Genomic DNA, 22,055 nt, shown 5'->3' with positions numbered 1-22,055 from the left:
GTGACACTCTCGTCTTTTTCTCTTGTTGTGCGTGTGTCACTCATATAACCGATAAGCCCGCAGCGAGTGTCAGCTTACGCCTTAGGTTTACGCCCTCGGCCCGGCCTAGGCGGTGCTGTGTTACTTATCCCTTGCCTTCGACCTCGCATTCTACCTTGGGGTTTTGTCCGCGTCTGTGGAGCATTTCTATCAGTAACGTTAGCGTCTATTTTCTGCTCAGTTTCCAGCGCCGTTTTGGTTGAACCTTCAACTGCACTATTAATTTCATGCATTTCATCAGGGGTTAAATTTCTCCACTGCCCTACCTTTAGGCCCGCTAAACGAATTGACATAATACGACTGCGTTTTAGCTTGGTTACGCCGTAACCTAAGTACTCGCACATACGGCGAATTTGCCTATTTAAGCCTTGGGTTAAAACAATACGAAATACGAATTTACTCTGCATTGTTACAGTACAGGGCTTGGTTACCGTATCGAGTATGGGTACTCCGGCCCCCATGGCGTGAATAAATCGTTCTGTTAACGGTCTGTCCACCGTCACAATGTACTCTTTGTCATGGGCATTTTCAGCGCGCAAAATTTTGTTAACTATGTCACCGTCACTAGTCAAAAAAATCAAACCTTCCGAAGGTTTGTCTAATCGGCCAATGGGAAAAATGCGCTCGGGATGACCGATGGCATCGATAATATTCCCTTTAACGTGGTGCTCAGTCGTGCACGTAATCCCCTTAGGTTTATGATATGCCAAATACACTCTGTCAGATTTATTCTCAGCACTCGCGTTAATCAAGTTGCCGTCCACGCGCACTTCGTCCCCTGACAGCACCTTTGTGCCTAATTCAGGAATAACACCATTGATCGACACGCGTTGGCTGTCTATTAACTTATCTGCTTCGCGACGAGAACAGAAACCTGAGTCGCTAATAAATTTGTTTAAGCGAATGCTAGCAGCGCTTGTATTTGATGTGTTCGATGTATTCAATGTAACCCACTATGTCATCTTCAGTTAGCGCCTAGGCATTCCTAGGCGAAACAGCTGTAAACGGTAGATAACGCTTGCCTAAGCAAAGCATCGTTGAGCGCGGGTTAACAACACCTGCTCTTGTTTTGCGACAGGACCATGTTGTATCCATAACTTCAGTAACGACGATTTATCATACTCAACGCCTTGCTGCAGTTTATCGGCCATCAATTGCAGCTGTATTTCCTTACGCAACGCTTCATCAATTTGCGGCGAAGGGATATCGCATACTATCTCTAGCATCAAGGTTAAATTAAGACGAGGTACATCACTTTGCCCAAGAGCTTTAAACGACTGCTGCCATTGGTTAGGCAATGATTCTATATCATCAGGCAAAGCAGGCGTTTCCCAGCGTTTCAGAACATCAAATAATGCGCTCAAACTGTGGGCTCTAGATTGGCGTTGCAACCCCTCTAATTTGGTTTGTCGTTCATCAATGAGCCCAGATAAGCGACGAAATAAACTTGAGCTTAACGCTTTAGGCATTGCTACCAATTGCGCTTCCAGTTCAGTTTGCATCATGTGGGTGTCGTCTAATTCGCTCAATGATTGTGCTTCGTTAACCGCCTGTTGCAATTTTTGCAATATGTTAGCTGCTGCAGCTACTTGCGCATTATTTTCCTGCTTTTGTATCTGATTGTGTGCTTTACGCTTAGCAAAAACTACATCATTGGCCTGGCGAAACTGCTCCCACAAGGCATTTTCAACTTTACGCTGAGTCTGGCCTACGTGTTTCCACTTTTCTTGCAATGCTTTGGCTTGCTCAATGGCGACATTAATCTCTTCCACTGCTGACAATCCTTGAGCTTGCATGATAAGCGCTTGCTTCACCTCAGCATTCTCATTGAAATATACTTCAATTTGTTTCTTCAACGGCGCCAAGGCTTCACGATAAGCATTGTTCACTTGTGTTTTAACAGTGAAATCAACATCACCGACGTTTTGCCACTTCTGCTGCACCTGCTGAATAGCTTTTGCTAACGCATCGGCCGATAAACCATGCTCAGCGAATGTGCCAATCTCGTTGATCAATGCCTGTTTTTGCGCAAAATTGTTTTCGCGCTGCAACTGTTGCTTCTCGAAGTGTTCGCGACATGGCGCAAAAGCGAGTTCAATTAACGCGTCAAACTGCTTATTGAGCGCATCATCGTCAGACGTGTTTAACACACCTAGGCTATTCCAACGCCGGCGCAGTTCTTTCACCTGCTCTGCCCGCAATGATACTGGCAATATGGCATCAACTAACGCTTGCGCTTCTTCAAGCAAGGCGGGTTTTCGCGGCAAGGCGATGTAGGCCTGCAACGACTTTAATTCCTCAATTTTAGCGCTAACCTGTTCGAGTGTGCGCTCATTGCGTGCTTTTTCTTGCTCAGGTAACGCTTCAAACCATTTAGTAACCTTGGTAAAGAGTCCCATGGCGGCTTTGTATTTACCTTGCTCGATAAGCACATCAATGGCCTTGGCTTTACTGCGGATACGGTTCACATCTTGGGTAATGCCTGCTGACAGGGTTTTAATTGCACTGCGCCATGTGCTTTGTAATTGCGTAAATCTTTGTTCTAGCGCTTCAGGCCAACTGTCTTGATATGCTTCACGCAGCGCAAACCACTGCTGCTCCATGCTCTGCAATGTCGATTTAGCACTTAGCACATCTTCCCCTTGAGTAGGGACAGCCAACTGCGCAAAGTCAGTTAATAGCGAACCCGCTTGTTTGAGGGCGTCTTGAAATGCTGGTAGATGATTGAACGTGTGCTGGCGTTTCTGTAAGGCATCAAGTAAAGCCTGTAACGCTTTCGCTTGCACTGTCATGCCCGCTGTATTGGCATCTAATAGCAAAGCGTCAATACGAGACATACGATTCTGAATTTCTGTTTGTGCTTGCTCCGTTTGTGCCAACGTAACACTTGATACCTCGCCAGATAAAATATCTGCCAACCACACCAGCATCGCTTGCGTATCTGCTGTGGCATGCTCCACGGCATCTGTTACGTCACGTTTGCGCTGCTGCGCCTGATACACAGGAGCCATTTCTGCATCTAGAATTTCTAACTTGTTGTTTATGTCAGTATATTTAGCCGTAAACTCTTGGCGTTTTTCTTGTGATAGACAATCGAATTGTGCTGAGAAAATTGCATATTCGTCATTTAGTTTGGTTCGCGTATCCACCAACTTTCGATAATCACGTTGTTCTTTTAATGCTAAGAGACGGGACAAAATCAGACGCGTGCCCTTTTCAACTTCAATTGGTTGGGCTTTAGCAAATGCTAACTGATTTAACTTATCTTGTGCCTGAGCCTTTATGCTTTCACTTGAGGTTTTTTTTATGATTTTTTGTAGACTTGCTGGATTGTCCGCATACACAAGAAGTGCACTTTGAAGACTGTCGTCATCACTGGATAACAAAATAGGTAACGCCAGTTGCGGTTTATTCAATACGGATAAAATATGCAGTACCAATTTAGGCTCTTGTTGCACCCAAGGCTGCTTAATCAAGCGCTCTAGCAATTTACTGTTTTTACACTCGTAGGCAAATTCACGTTTCTGGGCTTTACTCAATAGGCTTCCATCGTCATTAAACAGTGTATTATCAACGACTTGCTGAGCGCGTTTGAGCACGCGTTCGTTTTTGGCAATCTCTGCCATCTTGTACCACAATACGAAGCTATTCAACTTTGTCAGTGCGGCTAAACTCACATTCAGATCTTCATCGTTAAATGCCAATTCATGCAGAATGGACTTTTGTTCTGGCAAGTCGGGAGATAACGAGTCAATAGCGACTATTCTCACCGCAGGTTTTGGATCTTGATGCTTTGGACGAAACAGTTTTTTAAATATCATTTTCGGTGAACCGCGCTATGGTGTTTTTATCATTCAGCTCTTGCTTAAATTGCTGACGGCTTTTTTGCACTATTTCGCCGTTAGCCCCCACGGTCATATGTTGATCTGATTTGAGGATTTTGGCTTGATACAGCATAACAGCTTGCATAGTGGTTTCTCGCTGCCCTTCGGTTAACGGGTTGCCATCTAGCCACTTGCCGGTTTCCACCGCTTGCAACAATTTTTGATAAACCTCTGGGGTCATCGATTTGAGTAACATTTCTGGGTTCATTAATTAGACTTCTTGACAAAAACGAGACGTACGCGATTGATGATGTACCAAACAAAACCGATAATCGCGACACCCACAGCAATATTATATTGAACTTCACCTGGAACGGCTCCGCCCCAGTACATAAAACCAAAACCAGAGACAAACATCAGCATGGCTATCATTGACTGGGTTTGGATTTTTTGTGATTTCAGGTACTTTTGTAAATTGCGTTTGCGGGCAATATCTTCTTCACTCGCATGCCCCATAGCGAAACCGCAGTGATTGCATTCTTCGGTTTTGTCAGAGATTTTCTTATTGCACGATGGGCAATCAATTAACGCCATTATTCACTCCACTACTATTACGGTTAACAATTTCACCTTGACACTAGATCACGAAAGCGCGGACAGTGCCGCGCTTAACTTATGGGTATCGTGACTAGGATTTATGTTCTTTCTTAAAATCATCCCAATATTCATTGACTGATTCTTTCATTTCTTTGCGCAGCAAAAATATGCCTAATAAGTTAGGTAATGTCATCACTACAATAGCCACTGCCGACAACGTCCACACTAGGGTGGTATCTGATACAGCGGCCCAAACGAATGCAAATACGTACACCACGCGATAAGGCATAACTGAGCGCGGCCCTAATAAATAAGTCATTGCCCTGTCGCCGTAATATGACCAAGCTATTGCGGTTGAAAACGCGAACAACAATAAGCCAATGGAAACGATGTATTTGCCTGACTCACCAAAAAAGCCTTTAGTAAACGCCAGCGCCGTCAAACTTGCTGAGTGAATTAAAGACTTACCCGAGACCACTATATTGTCTTTAATTAAACTACCGTCGACCACTTTGAGTTTACCGGTAAACAAGTCTTCATCTTCACCAAAGGTAAATTTCACATTTTCTGCCACAGAGCGCGCGTTGAGCAAGGTATAACCAGTGCTAATTGATTTACCGTTTACTATTTGTATATCGCCGTTGTATGGCGCCACCGTTGAGGTATCAAGATTATTGATGTATGCGTAAAGCTCTTGTCTGTCGTTATCGTCGGTATCCGAATAAGCGCCCGCAACAATCATCATGTCGCTGCGGTCAAACACGTTTTGGTGTTTTTCTTTCCACACACCTGAAGACAGAATAACCAAACCTGTGATCGTACAAATAATAATGGTATCTATGAATGGCTCTAAAATAGACACCATGCCTTCTGATACTGGCTCATCTGTTTTAGCCGCTGCATGTGCAATGGGTGCAGAACCTTGACCCGCCTCGTTTGAGAACAAACCACGGTTAACACCTCGGTTAAATGCATAAGCAATCGTTGCCCCTAAAAAGCCGCCCGTTGCCGCTGAACCAGTAAACACGTCGCCAATCACCGAGGCAAACGCAGGGCCGATATTTTCTAGATTGGCAAAAATTACAGCTAAGGCGCCCACTAGGTATATTAATGCCATGAGGGGCACAATTTTAGAGGTGACCGCTGCAATGCGCGTAATGCCGCCTAAAATAACCAAACCGAGCAAAATGCCTAGTATGCTTCCTACGACTAAAGGGTCGAAGCCAAAAGTTGACTCTATACTGGCCGCTATGTTGTTACTTTGAGGAAGGTTGCCTGTACCGAATGAGCTAATAACGGTTGCAATTGCGAAAGCGACAGCCAACCATTTCATATTAAGACGTCTGTCCATGTAATACATGGGGCCACCCGCCATGGTGCCATCCGCGGTTTTAACCCGATATTTATGGGATAAAGTCACTTCGACAAATTTGGTGGTCATACCGAAGAACGCGGTCGCCCACATCCAAAAAAGCGCCGCAGGGCCACCTAGGAAAATAGCAAATGCCACGCCGCCAATATTCCCAGTGCCTACAGTGCCTGATAATGCCGTCGTTAGTGCCCTAAAATGGGTGGTGTCACCCTCGGAGCCTTTTTTATCGTATTTCCCTGTCACAACCAACCAAGCATGCTTGAAGAAGCGCACTTGTGGAAACTTTAAATAAATCGTAAAAAATAAACCTGTTCCAAGCAACACATAAGGAAACCACCAAGCGCCCCCAAGCATTCCATCTAGCATCTTCAATAAGTCATGAAAGCCTTCCACACTGTTCCCCTTACTTTATTTTGTTTTTAATCGTTATTATTTTATTTTTTGATGTTAAGTCTAATGGTAAAACATGTAGATGAACTGCTTAGCGCAATTCATCTACCACAGCGCGTATGGCAACAAGCACATCTTGGCCCAGTTGCTTACAACGAATTGGAGACCAGCCATAGGCTGTATCCGGTATTTCTATGTTGTCTTTGAAAGGCATTTCTAAGGTATACGCCAAGCAAGAAAACGCATGAGCGATTGCATTGGTTGCAACGGTCATATTTGCTTTACCTGGTTCATCTTTGTCGTAGCCGAACACATCTTGAAATTCAGGCGTTGCCGTGAGTAATGCATTTTTAAAAGATGATTCTAACTGAGCAATCCGTCCATCGTAGTTCGGGTTCCCTTCACTACCGGCTACAAAATTATAAGGCAGCGCCTCATCACCGTGCATATCTAAAAACAAGTCAACGCCAGTTTGCTGCATTTTTTCAGTCACTAAAAAGACTTCTGGGCTATTCTCCATGCTAGGCGTTGCCCATTCACGATTTAAATTTACCCCTTTTGCATTGGTACGTAAATGCCCGCGAGCAGCGCCATCGGGATTCATATTTGGTACAACATAGAACACGGCTTTATCTAACAACAAGCGAGCAAGACCGTCGTCTTCGTCCAATAAGCGCTCTAGCAGACCTTCCACGAGCCACTGCGCCATCGTTTCGCCAGGGTGCTGACGTGCAGTTATCCAAATTGCTTTTTTGCCTTCACCTGGCTCGCCTATGGTCAACATAGACATATCTCGTCCATCTAGGGTATTACCAAGAAATGTCTCTTCACATAAGGCATTGCTTTGTGCCCAAGCTAATAAATCTAAATGGCGCTCATAGCCATAAGGCGCAAAATACGCGAAGTACATTTGCCCTTGTTCGGGGGTATGTTCGATAACGAGATTGTCACCGTCAAATTCAGTTTCCACTCGAAACCATTCTTGTCTGTCGTAAGACGCTACGGCTTGGTAGTTCTTCCAGCCTTCAGGATAAGCTGAGTGTTCAAGGTCGGTAATGGTGAGACGATGGGATATCCAAGGGCGGGTATCTAATTTGAAATGAAACCACTGATAAAAGTCAGACTGATTGTCTTTATTGATAGCGAGTTTAATGTCGCTTTCGTTCTGTGCTGATATAACGCGAATATTACCACTGTCAAAATTGCTACTAATTCTCACATTTACTGTCCATCTAATTTAACCGCGGTCAATTTAGCATATTGTCAGACTAAAAAGCCAAGGATGCGCTGCTTTTTGTATAGGAGATTTGCAACATTTTACCCTGCCGCACACTCCTATTCTTTACTGGGTGAGCAGGCAATTTGGGTTAGCAGGAAAATTTGTGCATTTAAGCAACAACATTCAGCCAATAAAAAAGCGTGCTACCTAAACAAGAAAGTAACACGCCCACTCAGAAACTCGATGTGTGTTAGCTCAATACTCAGCCTTGCAGTAAACTTTGAATTGAACTTTACATTCGGCTTTAAACAGCCAAGTTTACCTTTGGTAAACTTGGGTAATGCAAGCCTGCCATATCTTGAACAACGCGTAGAACTTGGCAGCTGTAACCAAATTCATTGTCATACCACACGTATAGGGTGGCTCTATTACCGGCAACAATCGTTGCTTGAGAGTCAACCACAGACGCGGCACGAGAGCCGACCAAATCAGTCGACACTATCTCTTTCGAGCTGGTGTAGTCCACTTGGTTTTGTAGCGGTGAAAATAACGAAACATCGCGCAAAAATTCATTTATTTGCGCTTTGTCGGTTTCCTTCGATAAGTGCAAATTTAAAATCGCTAAGGATACATTTGGAGTCGGTACGCGTATCGAGCTCCCTGTGAGCTTACCTTCAAGCTGCGGATATGCTTTAGCAACGGCACTTGCAGCGCCCGTTTCGGTGATCACCATATTCAGCGCAGCACTGCGTCCACGGCGATCTGCTTTGTGAAAATTATCAATCAGGTTTTGATCATTAGTGAATGAATGCACTGTTTCAACATGACCACCGTTGATACCATATTCTTCATCTAACGCTTTTAAAACAGGCGTGATGGCGTTGGTAGTGCAGCTAGCGGCTGACAAAATGGTATCTTGAGATTGAATATCGTTTTGATTTACGCCGTAAACGATATTCTTAATGGTGCCTTTACCGGGTGCCGTTAACAGCACTTTTTTCACACCTTTTGAAGTTAAATGTTGGCCAAGACCTGCTTCATCACGCCACATACCTGTGTTGTCCACCACTATGGCGTTTTCAATACCGTACTGGCTGTAATCGACTTCACTTGGCGAGTTGGTATAGATCACTTGGATGTATGAGCCATTGGCTTTAATCGCATTACGCTCGGTATCCACGGTTATGCTGCCATTAAATGGTCCATGCACGGAATCTCTGCGCAATAAGCTTGCGCGCTTCTCCAAGTCGCCTTCTTTACCGCCACGCACCACAATTGCTCTTAAGCGTAGTTTATTGGTTTTGCCCTGGCGCTCTATGAGCAAACGGGCTAACAAACGACCTATACGGCCAAAGCCATACAACACCACATCTTGTGCAGCGTGACTGTCGTCCACATCTAGGATATCGGCCAGTTCTTCGCGCAAATATTGTTCAATGCTTTTCCCCTTGTGCTCATCTTTAAAATGAAACGCGTAGGCGAGTTTTCCAAGATCAATTTGTGCTGGGGCAAGAGGTAATTTGCTTAATTCCTCAAGTAAGGGCCAGCTTTCTCGTAGGCGTAACTTAGTGCCTTCTTTTAGGCGAACCGTGCGATGAGCCTTAATAATATCAATGGTAGAAGCGCCTAACATAGGGCGACCATAAATTGATATTTCAATGGCTTTGTTGCGATACAAATTTCCCAATAACGGCAACATACGCTCTGCGTACTCTTGACGTTCTTGCCAACTGCTCATTAATGCTTGTTCAGATTGTTGATTCATGATCTTTAAAAACTCTCAAAAAACGTAAGTTGGCCCATAAAAAGCGACGAGATTGCTTGGATAAAGCAAAATGGGCGGTTATTCTAATCAAAGGTTCTGTTTGCGCCAAATTGTTGAAAATTTACTAAATTCAGTAATTTGCTGTATAAAATGGCAATATATTGGTAATTTAACTACAAGGGAATTTATGCGGATCACTGGCATCCTACTGTCTATTTTTGCTCTTTCGGGATGCGATATGCTGTTTCCTATGACAGCCACAAAAATATGCGAAGAGCACTCTGAATTTTGTGACGACCTTAATCCTGACGGTTGGTGTTTGGCTGAGAAGAGTCGAATCATTAAGCATAGGTATGCGTACCAGCAGTCCCCTAGCGAACTACTTGACTATTATCTGCTTGAGGATTTTGAAAAGTACAAAGTGTGCATAAATAAAGCGGCACAAATTGAACATATAGTGCAAGTAGAAAAGCAAACTAAGCGCAGACAAGCAGCCGTCAGTGCAGAGCGTGAGTTAAATCGATTAATCCGCAAAACGCGAAATTCAAAAGAGCCACATTTATTACTTTATCACTGGTCTCGCTTTGGTAAGCAAGACGCATTAACCCACTTTTTAGCACTCGAAAAACAAGGTAAATTGAATACCGCGAGTCTGCAACTAGGCTTAGCCTCTTATTATGTGAAATTTGATTTGGAAAAGGCCAAAGGCGCATTATATAAGGCATTATCGCTTTATACCGAAGATCAAGATATTGATACCAATATCTTCGTGAGCCTGAGTACCATTAACCTGAAACAAGAAAATTATCCTGAGGCTTATATATGGGCGTACTTAGCCCATGAGTTTAAAGTGGAGAATATCAGCTTAACTGACATCAGAAATGCCCTACCTGCCTCAAGCGACATAACGTCACTCGAAGACAAAGCAGAGCAATATAAAGAAGAAATTGACGACCGTGTATTTTCACTTTGATCGTATCAAAGCCCTAAACTGTACAAAAAACAACCAACATCTGAAAAAAACTTTCACTAAAAAAATTACTTTTTTTTAGTTTTATCAATTTAGAGGGTGTTTTATTCAACATAACGAGCAAAAGTCGCTAGTTTTACGTTTTATTGAAGGCCAAAGACACAGAGTTTACACAAAACCGTTGCCCAGTTGGGGCGGGTCCATCGTTAAAGACATGCCCTAAATGCGCATCACAGTTTTTACACACGATCTCGATGCGCTGCATGCCATGGCTGTTGTCTTGTTGAAACTCGACATTTTCATCTGCACTTTGCGCCGAAAACGAAGGCCAACCGCAGCCCGCATCAAATTTGTCTTGGGCGTCAAATAACTTCTCACCGCAGCAACGACATACGTAATCACCGAGCGCAGTGTTATCTAACAGCTCACCAGTAAAAGGGCGTTCAGTGCCTTTTTGGCGCGTCACCCTGAACTCTTCATCACTGAGTTTTTCACGCCATTCTTGCTCAGATAATTTCATCGTTTTACCTCAATTCTCTGTTTATACGCTAGACACCAAAATGGGGATGACATTGTGGTTTTCCAATACTTACCTATTAAACCCTTTCTCTTTCAATGCCGAACGCTAAACCTTGTGCCATCTGTGATGCTAAATGGCGTTGAACAAACAAATGCTATTACTGGCTTGTTTATAGCAATTTTGCACCACGACTTCAGGTTGTTCACTCAACTGTGCATAACGCGTATCAAGTACCAACTTCCAACGTTGATTCACCTCGTAAGTGGGGCAGTTGAACTTAACGTCGTGATCACTGGCGTTAAATACGATTAACCAATGTTCTGTCGTTTCACCGGTAGCATATTCTTCCCCACGCAGCTCAACAGCAAAACATTGATTATCAGGGTCATGCCAATCATCTTCTAATTTTCGAGCCCCGTCTGGGCGATACCAGTAAATTTTTGCCACGTTGTGTGATAAGTCAAAATTGTCATCTTGGAGCTGCAAATGATGCAACAGCACACTTTGCTTGCGAATATCAATTACATGTTGGCAGAAAGATAAAAACTTTTGCTGGGTAGCGTCTAAGTCCCAATCAAGCCAGCTGATAGGGTTATCTTGGCAATAGGCGTTATTGTTGCCTTGTTGGGTGCGACTTAGTTCATCACCACCCAATATATGAGGTATACCTTGCGATAACAACAAGGTGGTGAACAAATTGCGTTTCTGCCTTTCGCGGATAGCAATGATTTCTAGATCAGTGGTTGAGCCTTCTACACCGTAATTAGCGGACAAATTATGCCCGTGTCCATCACGGTTTTGCTCGCCATTTGCTTCATTGTGGCGCTCTTGATAACTGACCAAGTCATGCAAGGTAAAACCATCATGGTAGCTCACGTTGTTTACTGAGGTTAAAATAGAACGACTTTCTTTGGGAAATACATCCCTTGAGCCAAGCAAGCGGGTGGCAAAATCACTGGTGGTACCTTTATCACCGCGCCAAAATGCACGCACGGTATCTCGGTATTTGTCATTGCATTCAAGCCAGTTAGACGGGAACTGCCCCAAACGATAACCACCATGCCCAATATCCCAAGGCTCAGCAATTAACTTGCAGCCAATTAACACAGGATCTTGACGTATCGTTCTAAAGAAACCTGACAAGGCTGAAAACTCGTAAGGATCGCGACCTAAGCTTGCAGCCAAATCAAAGCGGAAGCCATCCACTCCCATTTCCTGTACCCAGTAGCGTAATGCATCCATGACCATCTTAAGGACATATGGAAAAGCCGTGTTGACACTGTTGCCACAGCCAGAATTATTTACGAACTTGGTGTAATCAATAGCCCCGTATTCATTGCGCTCAAATAAATAGAAAGACGAGTTATCAAACCCTTTAAAAGACAAGACGAGTTATCAAACCCTTTAAAAGACAAGACGGGACCGTCTAAACCTCCTTCAGCTGTATGGTTAAACACCACGTCTAATATTATTTCGATGCCCGCTTCGTGGTAACTATCCACCATGGTTTTAAATTCACCGATAGCGTCATCTACTGCATATCTTGGTTCAGGACTGAAATAGTTTATCGGGTTGTAGCCCCAATAATTGGTTAGGCCTTTATTAGTGATGTAAGGCTCAGGCATAAAGGCCGCCACTGGCATTAATTGAACGGCACTGATCCCTAAGTCTTTTAAATGCTTAATGACGCTAGGCTGGCACATGCCTAAATACGTCCCTTTTAGCTCAGGCGGAATGTTCGGGTGCTGTGCTGTCATACCTTTTACATGGGCCTCATAAATCACAGTGTGATCTAGAGGAGTATTGGGTTTTGCTGGGCGGTCTTGCCATGCTGAATTTGCAACGACTACGCTTTTGGCAACCATTTTCTGACTGTCGCCAGAATATAGCTTTGCATCCCAAAACATCGGACGGCTCAACTTTTTGGCGTACGGATCGATTAACAGTTTTTCCGGCATAAAGCGAAAACCAGTAGCCTCTTTGTTGCCACCAGATGTTCTGTAGCCATACAACTGCCCCGCTTGGATCCCTTCAATATAGCAGTGCCACACTTTGCCCGTTTTAGCGGGAACGTCAATAACCGCAATTTCTACCTCATCTTCGCTGCTAAACAAACACAGTTGAACCAGATCAGCGTTGGGGCAATGCACGGCAAAATTACAACCATTTTCATCGAGTACGGCGCCTAAATAAGTAGCGCTCCCTGGCTGCACGTTTAAATCTGACACTGTCATTACTTACTGTCCCTTATACAAAATAAACACGGTTGCTAAAGGAGGTAACGAAACACTAATAGAATAGGCTTGGTTGTTCCAAGGCGTTTTATCCGCTTTGATGGTTTTATTTTGGCTATGCCCACTGCCCCAATATTGTTTATCATCTGTGTTGAGCAAAATGCTGTATTCACCTGGGGCCTTAACGCCTAGGCGAAAATTGGTGCGTGGCACGGGTGTAAAATTACTCACAGCATAAACTTGCTGCTTACCCTCTTTTGATTGTCGCAACATGGCTAAGGTGCTTTGCTCAGCGTTTTCATGGTCAATCCACTCAAAGCCCGCGGGATCATGATCTAATTCATGTAATGCAGGGTAATCAGCGTAAAGTTTATTCAAATCTCGATACAACGCTTGTATGCCACTGTGTTTATCAAACTCAAGAAGATGCCAGTTAATAGAACTGTCGTGGTTCCATTCTGCCGATTGCCCTATTTCATTCCCCATAAAATTAAGTTTCTTGCCTGGGTGGGCATACATGAAGGCGGCGTAACAACGTAGATTCGCCGCTTGCTGCCATTCATCACCTGGCATTTTACGCAATAGCGAGCCTTTACCATGCACTACCTCGTCGTGAGAAATAGGCAATACAAAGCTCTCGTCATACGCGTACACCATCGAAAAAGTCATTTCCCCGTGATGGTATCTACGATAAGAGGGATCTCTAGAAATATAGTGCAGCGAATCATGCATCCAGCCCATATTCCACTTAAAGCCAAATCCTAACCCGCCCTCAAATACCGGCCGCGACACCTTAGCGAATGAAGTAGACTCCTCCGCAATAGTCATCGCATTAGGGTAATGGGAATACACTTCTTTATTCATCCATTGCAATAGGCTAATGGCTTCGTAATTGTGGTTACCGCCGTCCACGTTAGGCACCCACTCGTCTGCTTCTCTGGAATAATCTAAATAAAGCATAGACGCCACCGCATCAACACGAAGTCCATCAATATGATATTTATCTAACCAGAATAATGCGTTAGCCACTAAAAATTGACGTACCGTGTCTTTGCCAAAATCATAGATACAGGAGTTCCAATCAGGGTGCCAGCCCTTACGTGGGTCTTCATATTCGTACACATGCGTGCCATCAAAGCGTGCCAAACCATGGCCGTCTTCAGGGAAGTGCGCAGGTACCCAATCGATGATGACGCCAATACCATTTTGGTGACATTGATCAACAAAATACTTAAAGTCATCTGGCCCACCAAAGCGACTGGTAGGTGCAAACAAGCCTACAGGCTGATACCCCCAGGAACCATCAAATGGAAACTCCGAAATAGGCAACAGTTCCAAATGGGTGTATCCCATGTCTTTAACATAAGGGATAAGCTCATCGACCAATTCATGGTAACTGAGATAAGTTTTGCCAGATTGGCTATCTGGGCGTTTCCATGAGCCTAAGTGCACCTCATAGATACTCATGGCCTGTGTGTATTTATCCCCTTTGACTTGTTGTTGCCATTTCGTGTCTTGCCACTGGTATTGCTCGTGATCAAATACCACCGAGGCATGGGACGGGTATTGTTCAGCATAAAAGCCAACTGGGTCAGCCTTGTGCGGCAGCTCATTACCGTGGGCATCTTTGATTTGATACTTGTATTTATCACCGGCTTTAACGCCTGGCACAACTAACACCCAATAACCGAAATCGGTTTTTTGCATAGGCAAACATGAGCCGTCCCAATAATTGAAATCTCCAATAACAGATACTGCACTGGCATTGGGCGCAAACACGGCAAATCGGGTGGCGGCGATAGGTGTTTTCAAACCGACCTCTAAATCGATTAATTGCGCTCCTAATTGCTGATATACGTTTTTTGGCAAATGATCAACGAAATGGACTGCATGAAAGGCTTGATCTTGAAATTGATAAGGGTCGATGATGCGATAACTGCCTTGAGCGTTTTCAACTTCAAATGCATACACTGCAGGGGGATTGCCCTTAGTAAACTCAGCCGTAAACAGATCACTCTGAGCTTGTCTCTTAAGGCTGCCTATCGCTTTGTCCGTCACTAAATCAATCACCTTAATACTAGTGGCGTTTGGAATCCAGGCTGTGATCGTAAAAGCGTTATTGGTTTTGAGAAGACCTAGATAAGAAAAAGGAAAGGTACATTGAGCGTGTTGTAGCTGTTTTTCTAATTGCATTGTGCCGCCTTGCAGTGTTGGCGGCCTGACATACAGGCCGCCTGAGTTATTTATTGCTTTGCTTGACGTCTTACCTCAGTCAAGCGATGAGCTAACGCTTGTAGCTCAGGGTTGCTAAAAATCTGTTGTAAACTTTGAGTCAGTTTACGTTGCCAATTCGGGTATTCATTAAATGTACCCGGAATATTAACGGGTTTATCCATTTCTAACCAATCTTCTAGCTGCAAACTGAGCAGAGAGCTCGAACCGCCAGCCATGTGCGTTTGCATACCAAAATTGAGTCCCTTGGTCATACCCACTTGATTCACATCCCGACTGATTTTATCAGAAATAGAATGATGACCATGCAAGGTATCTAAAATCGACTGTTTGTTATCATGTCTGCTCTCGTACAAGCTTGCAAGGATCTCTTGTGTTGGATACAAGCCTAGTTCCTTGCCTAACGCCAAATCGTCGCAATGCCAGAAGCCATTTAAGGTTGGCATATCATGCGTGGTTAACGTCGACATTGATTGCACCGGATAGTGACTAGGCGAATAAAACCCGCCATCTTTGGCTTGTTCGAAAAAGAACACGCGATAAGAATAAACGCCATTATCCGCCAGCTTTTCACGGATTTCCTCCGGCACTGTGCCCAAATCTTCTCCTATAACCATAGATTGATTGCGATGGCTCTCTAGTGCCAAGATCGCAAGTAAGTCATCCACAGGATAATAAACATAGCCTCCTTCCTTAGCGCTATCCCCTTTTGGTACCCACCACAAGCGCAACAGAGCCATCACGTGATCAATTCGCAAAGCGCCGGTGGCATGCATATTTGCACTGAATAAATCAATAATAGGTTGATACGCTTGCTCGTATAATTTGTGTGGGTCCATAGGTGGCAATCCCCATGTCTGCCCAAGCGGCCCTAAAATATCTGGTGGCGCTCCCACACTTGCCTCAGTGCAGTACAACGCTTTGTTTCCCCAAATCTCTGCGCTGCCTTCACTTACACCTACAGCCAAATCACGATATAGACCAATTTGCATTTTGTGGTCTTGAGCGACTTTATTGGCTTTTTCAAATTGCTGGGCAGCCTGCCATTGTAACCACAAGAAAAATTGCACACGTTTGGCGTTTGCTTTGGCAAATTTAGCCACTGCTGGCGCGTTGAAATCGGCGTACTCTGGGGGGAAGACCGGCCATCCCCATGAAGCTTTGCCTTTTAAGGCTAAATCCTCTTGCAATGCATCATATACTGCGATGGTCTGTAGGCTTTCACCGCCTTGCTCGACAAACGCTTTGAATGCACGGTTTTGGGTCGTGTTCTTGCTGAAATATTGCTGGCATTGCCAGTCAAACACAGCGCTTAATGCTTCAAGCTTTAATTTCGTAACCGCTGGATAATTTACTAACTCACTGCCACGTGCTAGCTGTATAGCCGCTTGGAACTCAGCAGCATTCACAATAGCCTTGGTGCTGTCTTGGTCATACCCCTCAACAGCAGCGACATCAATGTAAATGAAATTTAACCAACGTCTAGATGAAGGCCCGTAAGGGCTGCAAGCGTTAGGATTGGCAGGGTACAGAGAATGTATAGGATTTAAGCCGATAAAATCCGCGCCGGTTTTCGCAGCTTCAGCTGTCAAATAAGCTAGGTCGCTAAAATCCCCTACTCCCCAGTTATTATCGCTGCGCAGACAATACAGTTGCACACTCAAGCCCCACACTTTATTACCGTCTAATAGCGTTTGAGGTTGATAGCACGAATGAGGCGCGATAATGACGCGCATTTCACTTAGCGATTCGCCGTCTGCAACTAGTGATAAGTTGTGGTAACCCAAAGGCAAGTTGCATTCAATTGTGATGTAGTATTCGTGAAACTCTATCTCATCGATATGATTCACGTTAACCAGTTCGCCGTCGATTGGCTCGAAAGAATGGGCAATCACTTCGCCGCTTTCCAGTGTTAGCTGTGCGCTATATTCATCGGTCACCAACTCGATGGGTAAACGGACACAAAAGGAAAGCGCATCATTGCTGCGTTGCACATGAACGGGATTGAGTGGCGTTAACCAATCTTTGATCATTTCTTGCTTCACTTGCTCTTCTAGAGCAGATTGATCATCAACGTTATATCCCATAACGCCTAACAGCTTCTTTTTCACTGTTGATTCGATGGTGGCAGGTTTACCCCACGCATCGGTGTAATTTGACTCAATACCGCGATGCTCTACGAGCTGATCAATCAATGAAGCTGTCATTAATGTGTAATTCCTATAAATGGGGACTATGTTCAGCTTACTATTATCAATCAAAGCCAACGTCAGGCGAAGTTGAATACGTTTGCATTAAATAAAACTGTAACAAAATAACATTTTCGAGGGATTATTTTGCCTTATTTATCCATTTAGTCCATAATTTCGTAATTATATTTCACAATTTTGAATTTACGACTCGTCAGAGTTCGAACTTACGACCCGCTTAGAGGATGTATATATGACTATTAAAATTGGTATCAACGGTTTTGGCCGTATAGGTAGATTTGTTTTTCGCGCAGCATGTGAGCGCAGCGATATCGAAGTGGTCGGTATCAACGATTTGTTAGACGCAGATTACATGGCGTATATGTTGAAGTACGACTCAACACACGGCCAGTTTAAAGGCACTGTTGAAGTACAAGACGGACAACTGGTTGTTAACGGTAAAACTATTCGCGTAACGGCTGAACGCGACCCTGCTGCATTAGCATGGGGCGACGTTGACGCACAAGTCGTGGTTGAAGCGACAGGCTTATTCTTAACCGACGAAACCGCGCGTAAACATATCACTGCTGGCGCCAAAAAAGTGGTTCTTTCTGCTCCTTCTAAAGATGATACACCTATGTTCGTTATGGGCGTTAACCATGACACATACACTGGTCAAGAAGTAGTTTCAAACGCATCATGTACTACTAACTGTTTAGCACCGCTGGCTAAAGTATTAAACGATAACTTCGGTATTGTTGACGGCTTGATGACAACGGTACACGCTACGACAGCGACGCAAAAGACGGTTGATGGCCCTTCTCACAAAGATTGGCGCGGTGGACGCGGCGCGTCTCAAAACATTATCCCTTCATCTACTGGCGCAGCAAAAGCGGTAGGTAAAGTTATTCCTGAGCTTAACGGTAAGTTAACGGGTATGGCGTTCCGTGTGCCAACGGCTGACGTTTCAGTGGTAGATTTGACCGTTAACCTAGCTAAACCGGCAAGTTACGCGCAAATTTGCGAAGTAATGAAAGCGGCATCTGAAGGTGATCTGAAGGGCATTATGGGTTACACAGAAGACGCTGTTGTATCTCAAGATTTCATTGGTGATACACGTACGTCAATCTTTGATGCCACCGCAGGTATCGCACTAACTGACACCTTCGTTAAACTCGTATCTTGGTACGACAACGAAATCGGTTACTCGAATAAAGTATTGGACTTGGTTGCTCACATCAGCAAATAAGCTAACTTATCTTTATTGTGAAAAGGCAGTCATCTACACTAGGTGACTGCCTTTTTTTGATCTCAAGGACTCTTCTATGCACCTTTGCAACACCGCTTCTTTGCTTCCCCAAGACGACATCGAAATGCTCATTATTGATAATGAGCATGCTCATGCGACCATTTCATTGTTTGGTGCGCATATTCTCAGTTTCACTCCCAAGCACGATAAGGTGCAACGCCTATGGTTGAGTAAAAATGCATTGCTCGATGGTAAGCATCCTATACGTGGCGGGATCCCTATTTGTTGGCCTTGGTTTGGCGCTCATGCCACCAACGCTGAGTTAAGCTCCCATGGTTACGTGCGTAATCAGAACTGGCACATCGTTGACTGCCAAGACTCTGAACAATGCACCAAGATCAGCCTTAGACCTAGTATAACGACTGGCCTAGGCTTTGACGGCCAAGCACAATTAACTATGATCATTACCGTGGGCGCTGAACTTCGTATTCAGTTGGTCACCGAAAATACGGGTGATAGCGCATTTAATTATACCGGCGCGTTGCACACTTATTTTCATGTCGATGATATCAATGACTGTGAATTGACTGGGCTGACAGGTGAATACTTAGACAAACTACAAGACTTCAAGCGCTTTGATACCCCTAACCCTTATCGATTTAATCAGGAAACTGACAGAGTGCATTTAGCCACGCCGAAGGAATTAGCCATAACCTCAGGCAATCACCTGACGCATATCGAGTCTGCCGGTCACGATAGCATAGTGGTGTGGAACCCATGGTCTGAAAAGTCAGTGGGTATGCAAGACATGGAAGACGATGGCTTTCAAAAAATGCTCTGCGTTGAAACCGCCGTGACCCAGGGCCATCAAGTATTGCCAGGCCAGTCTCACACGTTAGAACAAGTCATTCGCTAACCGCTGGATAATCATCGGTGATCGAAGTTCATAGCACCAATTCAAAACATATCAGTAGACAATAAAAAAGGGAGCCGACGGCTCCCTTCTAAAATCTCGTTAGCGCAGTAGCTAGCTTACAGATACCTACCGCACTAAATTGCTAAACGATTACTCGTTGCCTTCAGCAGGTGCTGCTGGCTTTTCTAGCAATTCTTTGATGCTCAAACGAACACGGTTTTGACGGTCAATTTCCATCACTTTAACGTTGATGATTTGACCTTCGCTAAGATGGTCAGCCACTTTATTCACGCGCTCATGAGCGATTTGTGAAATGTGTACTAGACCTTCTTTACCCGGTAAGATTTCAACGAACGCACCGAAATCAACGATACGCGTCACTTTACCTTCGTAGGTTTTGCCTGCTTCAACATCAGCCGTCACTTGCTCAATTTTGCTGATAGCGATATCAGCTTTAGCACGCTCGGTAGCGAAGATTTTGATTGTGCCATCATCTTCGATTTCGATGTTAGTGTCAGATGCTTCAGTAATAGAACGGATCATTGCGCCGCCTTTACCGATAACGTCACGGATTTTATCTTGGTCGATTTTCAATGTGTAAATACGCGGAGCGAATTCAGACATTTCATCACGGTGACCAGAAATCGCTTGGTCCATCACACCTAAAATATGCAAACGCGCTTCTTTTGCTTGTTTCAAAGCAACTTGCATGATTTCTTGAGTGATACCTTCGATTTTGATATCCATCTGAAGCGCAGTAATACCTTCAGTGGTACCCGCTACTTTAAAGTCCATGTCACCAAGGTGATCTTCGTCACCCAAGATGTCAGAAAGAACAACGAAGTTTTCATCGTTTTTCACAAGACCCATAGCAATACCAGCTACTGATGCCTTAATTGGAACACCCGCATCCATCAATGCCAAAGACGTACCACAAACTGATGCCATTGAAGACGAACCGTTTGATTCAGTGATTTCAGACACTACACGTACTACGTACGGGAATTCTTTTTCAGACGGCATAACCGCTTGAATACCACGTTTTGCTAGACGACCGTGGCCGATTTCGCGACGCTTAGGTGAACCAACAAAACCTGTCTCGCCTACACAGTAAGGAGGGAAGTTGTAATGCAACATGAAGCGGCTATCCACTTTACCGTTTAGGCCGTCAATCATCTGTGCGTCACGCTCGGTCCCAAGGGTAGCGGCAACGATGGCTTGTGTTTCACCTCGAGTGAACAAAGCTGAACCGTGAGTACGTGGCAAAATACCTGTTGCTACGTCAAGTGCACGGATCATCGCTGGGTCGCGACCATCAATACGCGGTTGACCAGCAAGAATACGTGAACGTACTACGTCACTTTCAAGCTCATGTAGTAGCTCAGATACTTCTTTAGCGTCTTGCTCTGCATCCGCTTCAACAATCGCAGCAACGGTCTTATCCGTTAAGGCAACGATAGCGTCTTTACGCGCCATCTTGTCAGAGATTTGATACGCCTCTGTCATTTCAGCTTCAGCGAGTGCTTTAATTTTGTCTTTAAGTGTGACGTTAGCAGGCTCAGCAACCCAATCCCACTTAGGCGTGTTAACTTCAGCAGCAAATTCAGTCACTGCATTAACCACGGTTTGCATTTGCTCGTGACCGAACATAACGGCACCTAGCATCACGTCTTCAGACAATACTTCAGCTTCTGACTCAACCATCAATACTGCGCCTTTAGTACCGGCAACCACTAAGTCTAGTTGGCTAGTTTCAAGCTCAGAAGTACGTGTATTAAGTACATATTGGCCATCAGTGTAACCAACACGCGCAGCACCAACAGGACCATTGAAAGGCATACCTGAGATAGCAAGTGCGGCAGACGTACCGATTAGCGAGATGATGTCAGTTGGAATTTCAGGGTTAGCTGAAACAACCGTCACTATGATTTGTACTTCGTTCATGAACCCGTCAGGGAACAATGGACGAATTGGACGGTCAATCAAACGAGACGTGAGTGTTTCGTATTCAGAAGGGCGACCTTCACGCTTAAAGAAACCACCTGGGATTTTACCCGCAGCGTACGTTCTTTCTTGGTAGTTAACCGTCAACGGAAAGAAGTCTTGGCCTGGCTTGGTGTCTTTTTTACCAACAACAGAAACCAACACTGATGTGTCGTCCATGCTTGCCATAACAGCAGCGGTTGCTTGACGAGCGATTACGCCCGTTTCTAGCGTGACAGTATGCTGACCATACTGAAATGATTTAGTAATAGGAGTCATTATTTTCCTTTAAATTTTAACTAATGCTTTCTTTATCGCTTTTAAATGCGGCGCATAGTATAGCGGTAAGGCCGCCTTAAAAACAGCAACTGAGGGGAAATAACCCTGAAAAATAGGCATTTAATGTAACGCGATATGCGTTCTGGCCATTAAGTGACGTTCTGATGAAGTTTTGTGTATAAATTCAAGACAATAATGTTAAGCCAAGCAGTTAGCGCGCGATCCTTTAAGCACATTATCAGCAAAGAGTTAATTGCAACTGAACCAGAAATGGAGC

Annotated in this window: 14 protein-coding genes and 1 pseudogene; 3 read left to right on the top strand and 12 right to left on the bottom strand. The window is 44.4% G+C overall.

The genetic code is table 11. From position 1 onward, the window contains the following. Positions 1-74: 74 nt before the first annotated feature. The 7 genes from rluF to GMES_RS17590 all read right to left on the bottom strand — a co-directional run bounded on the left by rluF (position 75) and on the right by GMES_RS17590 (position 9,206). A complete protein-coding gene (gene rluF, locus GMES_RS17620) occupies positions 75-983 on the bottom strand; it encodes a 23S rRNA pseudouridine(2604) synthase RluF (protein ID WP_006994120.1) in 909 nt (302 codons plus the stop codon). 78 nt (positions 984-1,061) lie between these two features. Further along, positions 1,062-3,860, bottom strand: coding sequence for a DUF349 domain-containing protein (locus tag GMES_RS17615; protein ID WP_006994119.1), 2,799 nt, complete (start codon positions 3,858-3,860; stop codon positions 1,062-1,064). Further along, a complete protein-coding gene (locus GMES_RS17610) occupies positions 3,850-4,131 on the bottom strand; it encodes a YeaC family protein (protein ID WP_006994118.1) in 282 nt (93 codons plus the stop codon). Before GMES_RS17610 ends, GMES_RS17615 begins: the two co-directional genes overlap by 11 nt. Further along, complete coding sequence (locus tag GMES_RS17605; RefSeq protein ID WP_006994117.1) at positions 4,131-4,457, bottom strand: hypothetical protein; 327 nt, start codon at positions 4,455-4,457, stop codon at positions 4,131-4,133. Before GMES_RS17605 ends, GMES_RS17610 begins: the two co-directional genes overlap by 1 nt. Positions 4,458-4,551: 94 nt before the next feature. After that, positions 4,552-6,225 carry an alanine/glycine:cation symporter family protein gene (locus GMES_RS17600; protein WP_006994116.1) on the bottom strand — a complete coding sequence of 558 codons (1,674 nt, stop codon included), beginning with the start codon at positions 6,223-6,225 and terminating at the stop codon, positions 4,552-4,554. Positions 6,226-6,313: 88 nt separating this feature from the next. Beyond that, complete coding sequence (locus tag GMES_RS17595; protein ID WP_006994115.1) at positions 6,314-7,441, bottom strand: M14 family metallopeptidase; 1,128 nt, start codon at positions 7,439-7,441, stop codon at positions 6,314-6,316. A 304-nt stretch (positions 7,442-7,745) separates the two neighbouring features. Beyond that, positions 7,746-9,206, bottom strand: a complete 1,461-nt coding sequence (locus GMES_RS17590; RefSeq protein WP_006994113.1) for a glyceraldehyde-3-phosphate dehydrogenase — start codon at positions 9,204-9,206, stop codon at positions 7,746-7,748. A 187-nt stretch (positions 9,207-9,393) separates the two neighbouring features. Here GMES_RS17590 and GMES_RS17585 point away from each other — a divergent pair, with 187 nt between their 5' ends. Then, on the top strand, positions 9,394-10,179 hold the full coding sequence (locus GMES_RS17585) for a DUF2989 domain-containing protein (RefSeq protein ID WP_226990330.1): 786 nt from the start codon (positions 9,394-9,396) through the stop codon (positions 10,177-10,179). 133 nt (positions 10,180-10,312) lie between these two features. Here GMES_RS17585 and msrB read toward each other — a convergent pair whose 3' ends face one another. The 4 genes and pseudogenes from msrB to malQ all read right to left on the bottom strand — a co-directional run bounded on the left by msrB (position 10,313) and on the right by malQ (position 17,369). Next, complete coding sequence (gene msrB, locus GMES_RS17580; RefSeq protein WP_006994111.1) at positions 10,313-10,696, bottom strand: peptide-methionine (R)-S-oxide reductase MsrB; 384 nt, start codon at positions 10,694-10,696, stop codon at positions 10,313-10,315. A 129-nt stretch (positions 10,697-10,825) separates the two neighbouring features. Further along, positions 10,826-12,930 (bottom strand): annotated as a pseudogene (glgX, locus tag GMES_RS22990) (glycogen debranching protein GlgX). Between the two features lie 3 nt (positions 12,931-12,933). Beyond that, positions 12,934-15,123, bottom strand: coding sequence for a 1,4-alpha-glucan branching protein GlgB (gene glgB, locus GMES_RS17570; RefSeq protein ID WP_006994110.1), 2,190 nt, complete (start codon positions 15,121-15,123; stop codon positions 12,934-12,936). 50 nt (positions 15,124-15,173) lie between these two features. Continuing rightward, positions 15,174-17,369, bottom strand: coding sequence for a 4-alpha-glucanotransferase (gene malQ, locus GMES_RS17565; RefSeq protein WP_006994109.1), 2,196 nt, complete (start codon positions 17,367-17,369; stop codon positions 15,174-15,176). A 235-nt stretch (positions 17,370-17,604) separates the two neighbouring features. On the opposite strand from malQ, the gene gap reads away from it, so the two are divergent. Both gap and GMES_RS17555 read left to right on the top strand, forming a co-directional pair. Further along, positions 17,605-18,600, top strand: coding sequence for a type I glyceraldehyde-3-phosphate dehydrogenase (gene gap, locus GMES_RS17560; protein ID WP_006994108.1), 996 nt, complete (start codon positions 17,605-17,607; stop codon positions 18,598-18,600). A gap of 76 nt (positions 18,601-18,676) precedes the next feature. Next, complete coding sequence (locus GMES_RS17555) at positions 18,677-19,516, top strand: D-hexose-6-phosphate mutarotase (protein ID WP_006994107.1); 840 nt, start codon at positions 18,677-18,679, stop codon at positions 19,514-19,516. Between the two features lie 150 nt (positions 19,517-19,666). Here GMES_RS17555 and pnp read toward each other — a convergent pair whose 3' ends face one another. Beyond that, positions 19,667-21,778: a polyribonucleotide nucleotidyltransferase gene (gene pnp, locus GMES_RS17550; protein ID WP_006994106.1), complete on the bottom strand. Its 2,112-nt coding sequence runs from the start codon at positions 21,776-21,778 to the stop codon at positions 19,667-19,669. Between the last annotated feature and the right edge of the window lie 277 nt (positions 21,779-22,055).

It is taken from the genome of Paraglaciecola mesophila KMM 241 (genome assembly GCF_000315015.1).
GTDB classification, from domain to species: domain Bacteria; phylum Pseudomonadota; class Gammaproteobacteria; order Enterobacterales; family Alteromonadaceae; genus Paraglaciecola; species Paraglaciecola mesophila.
Note: the sequence above shows the minus strand (reverse complement) of the source record. Positions and strands in the feature narration are given on the sequence as shown.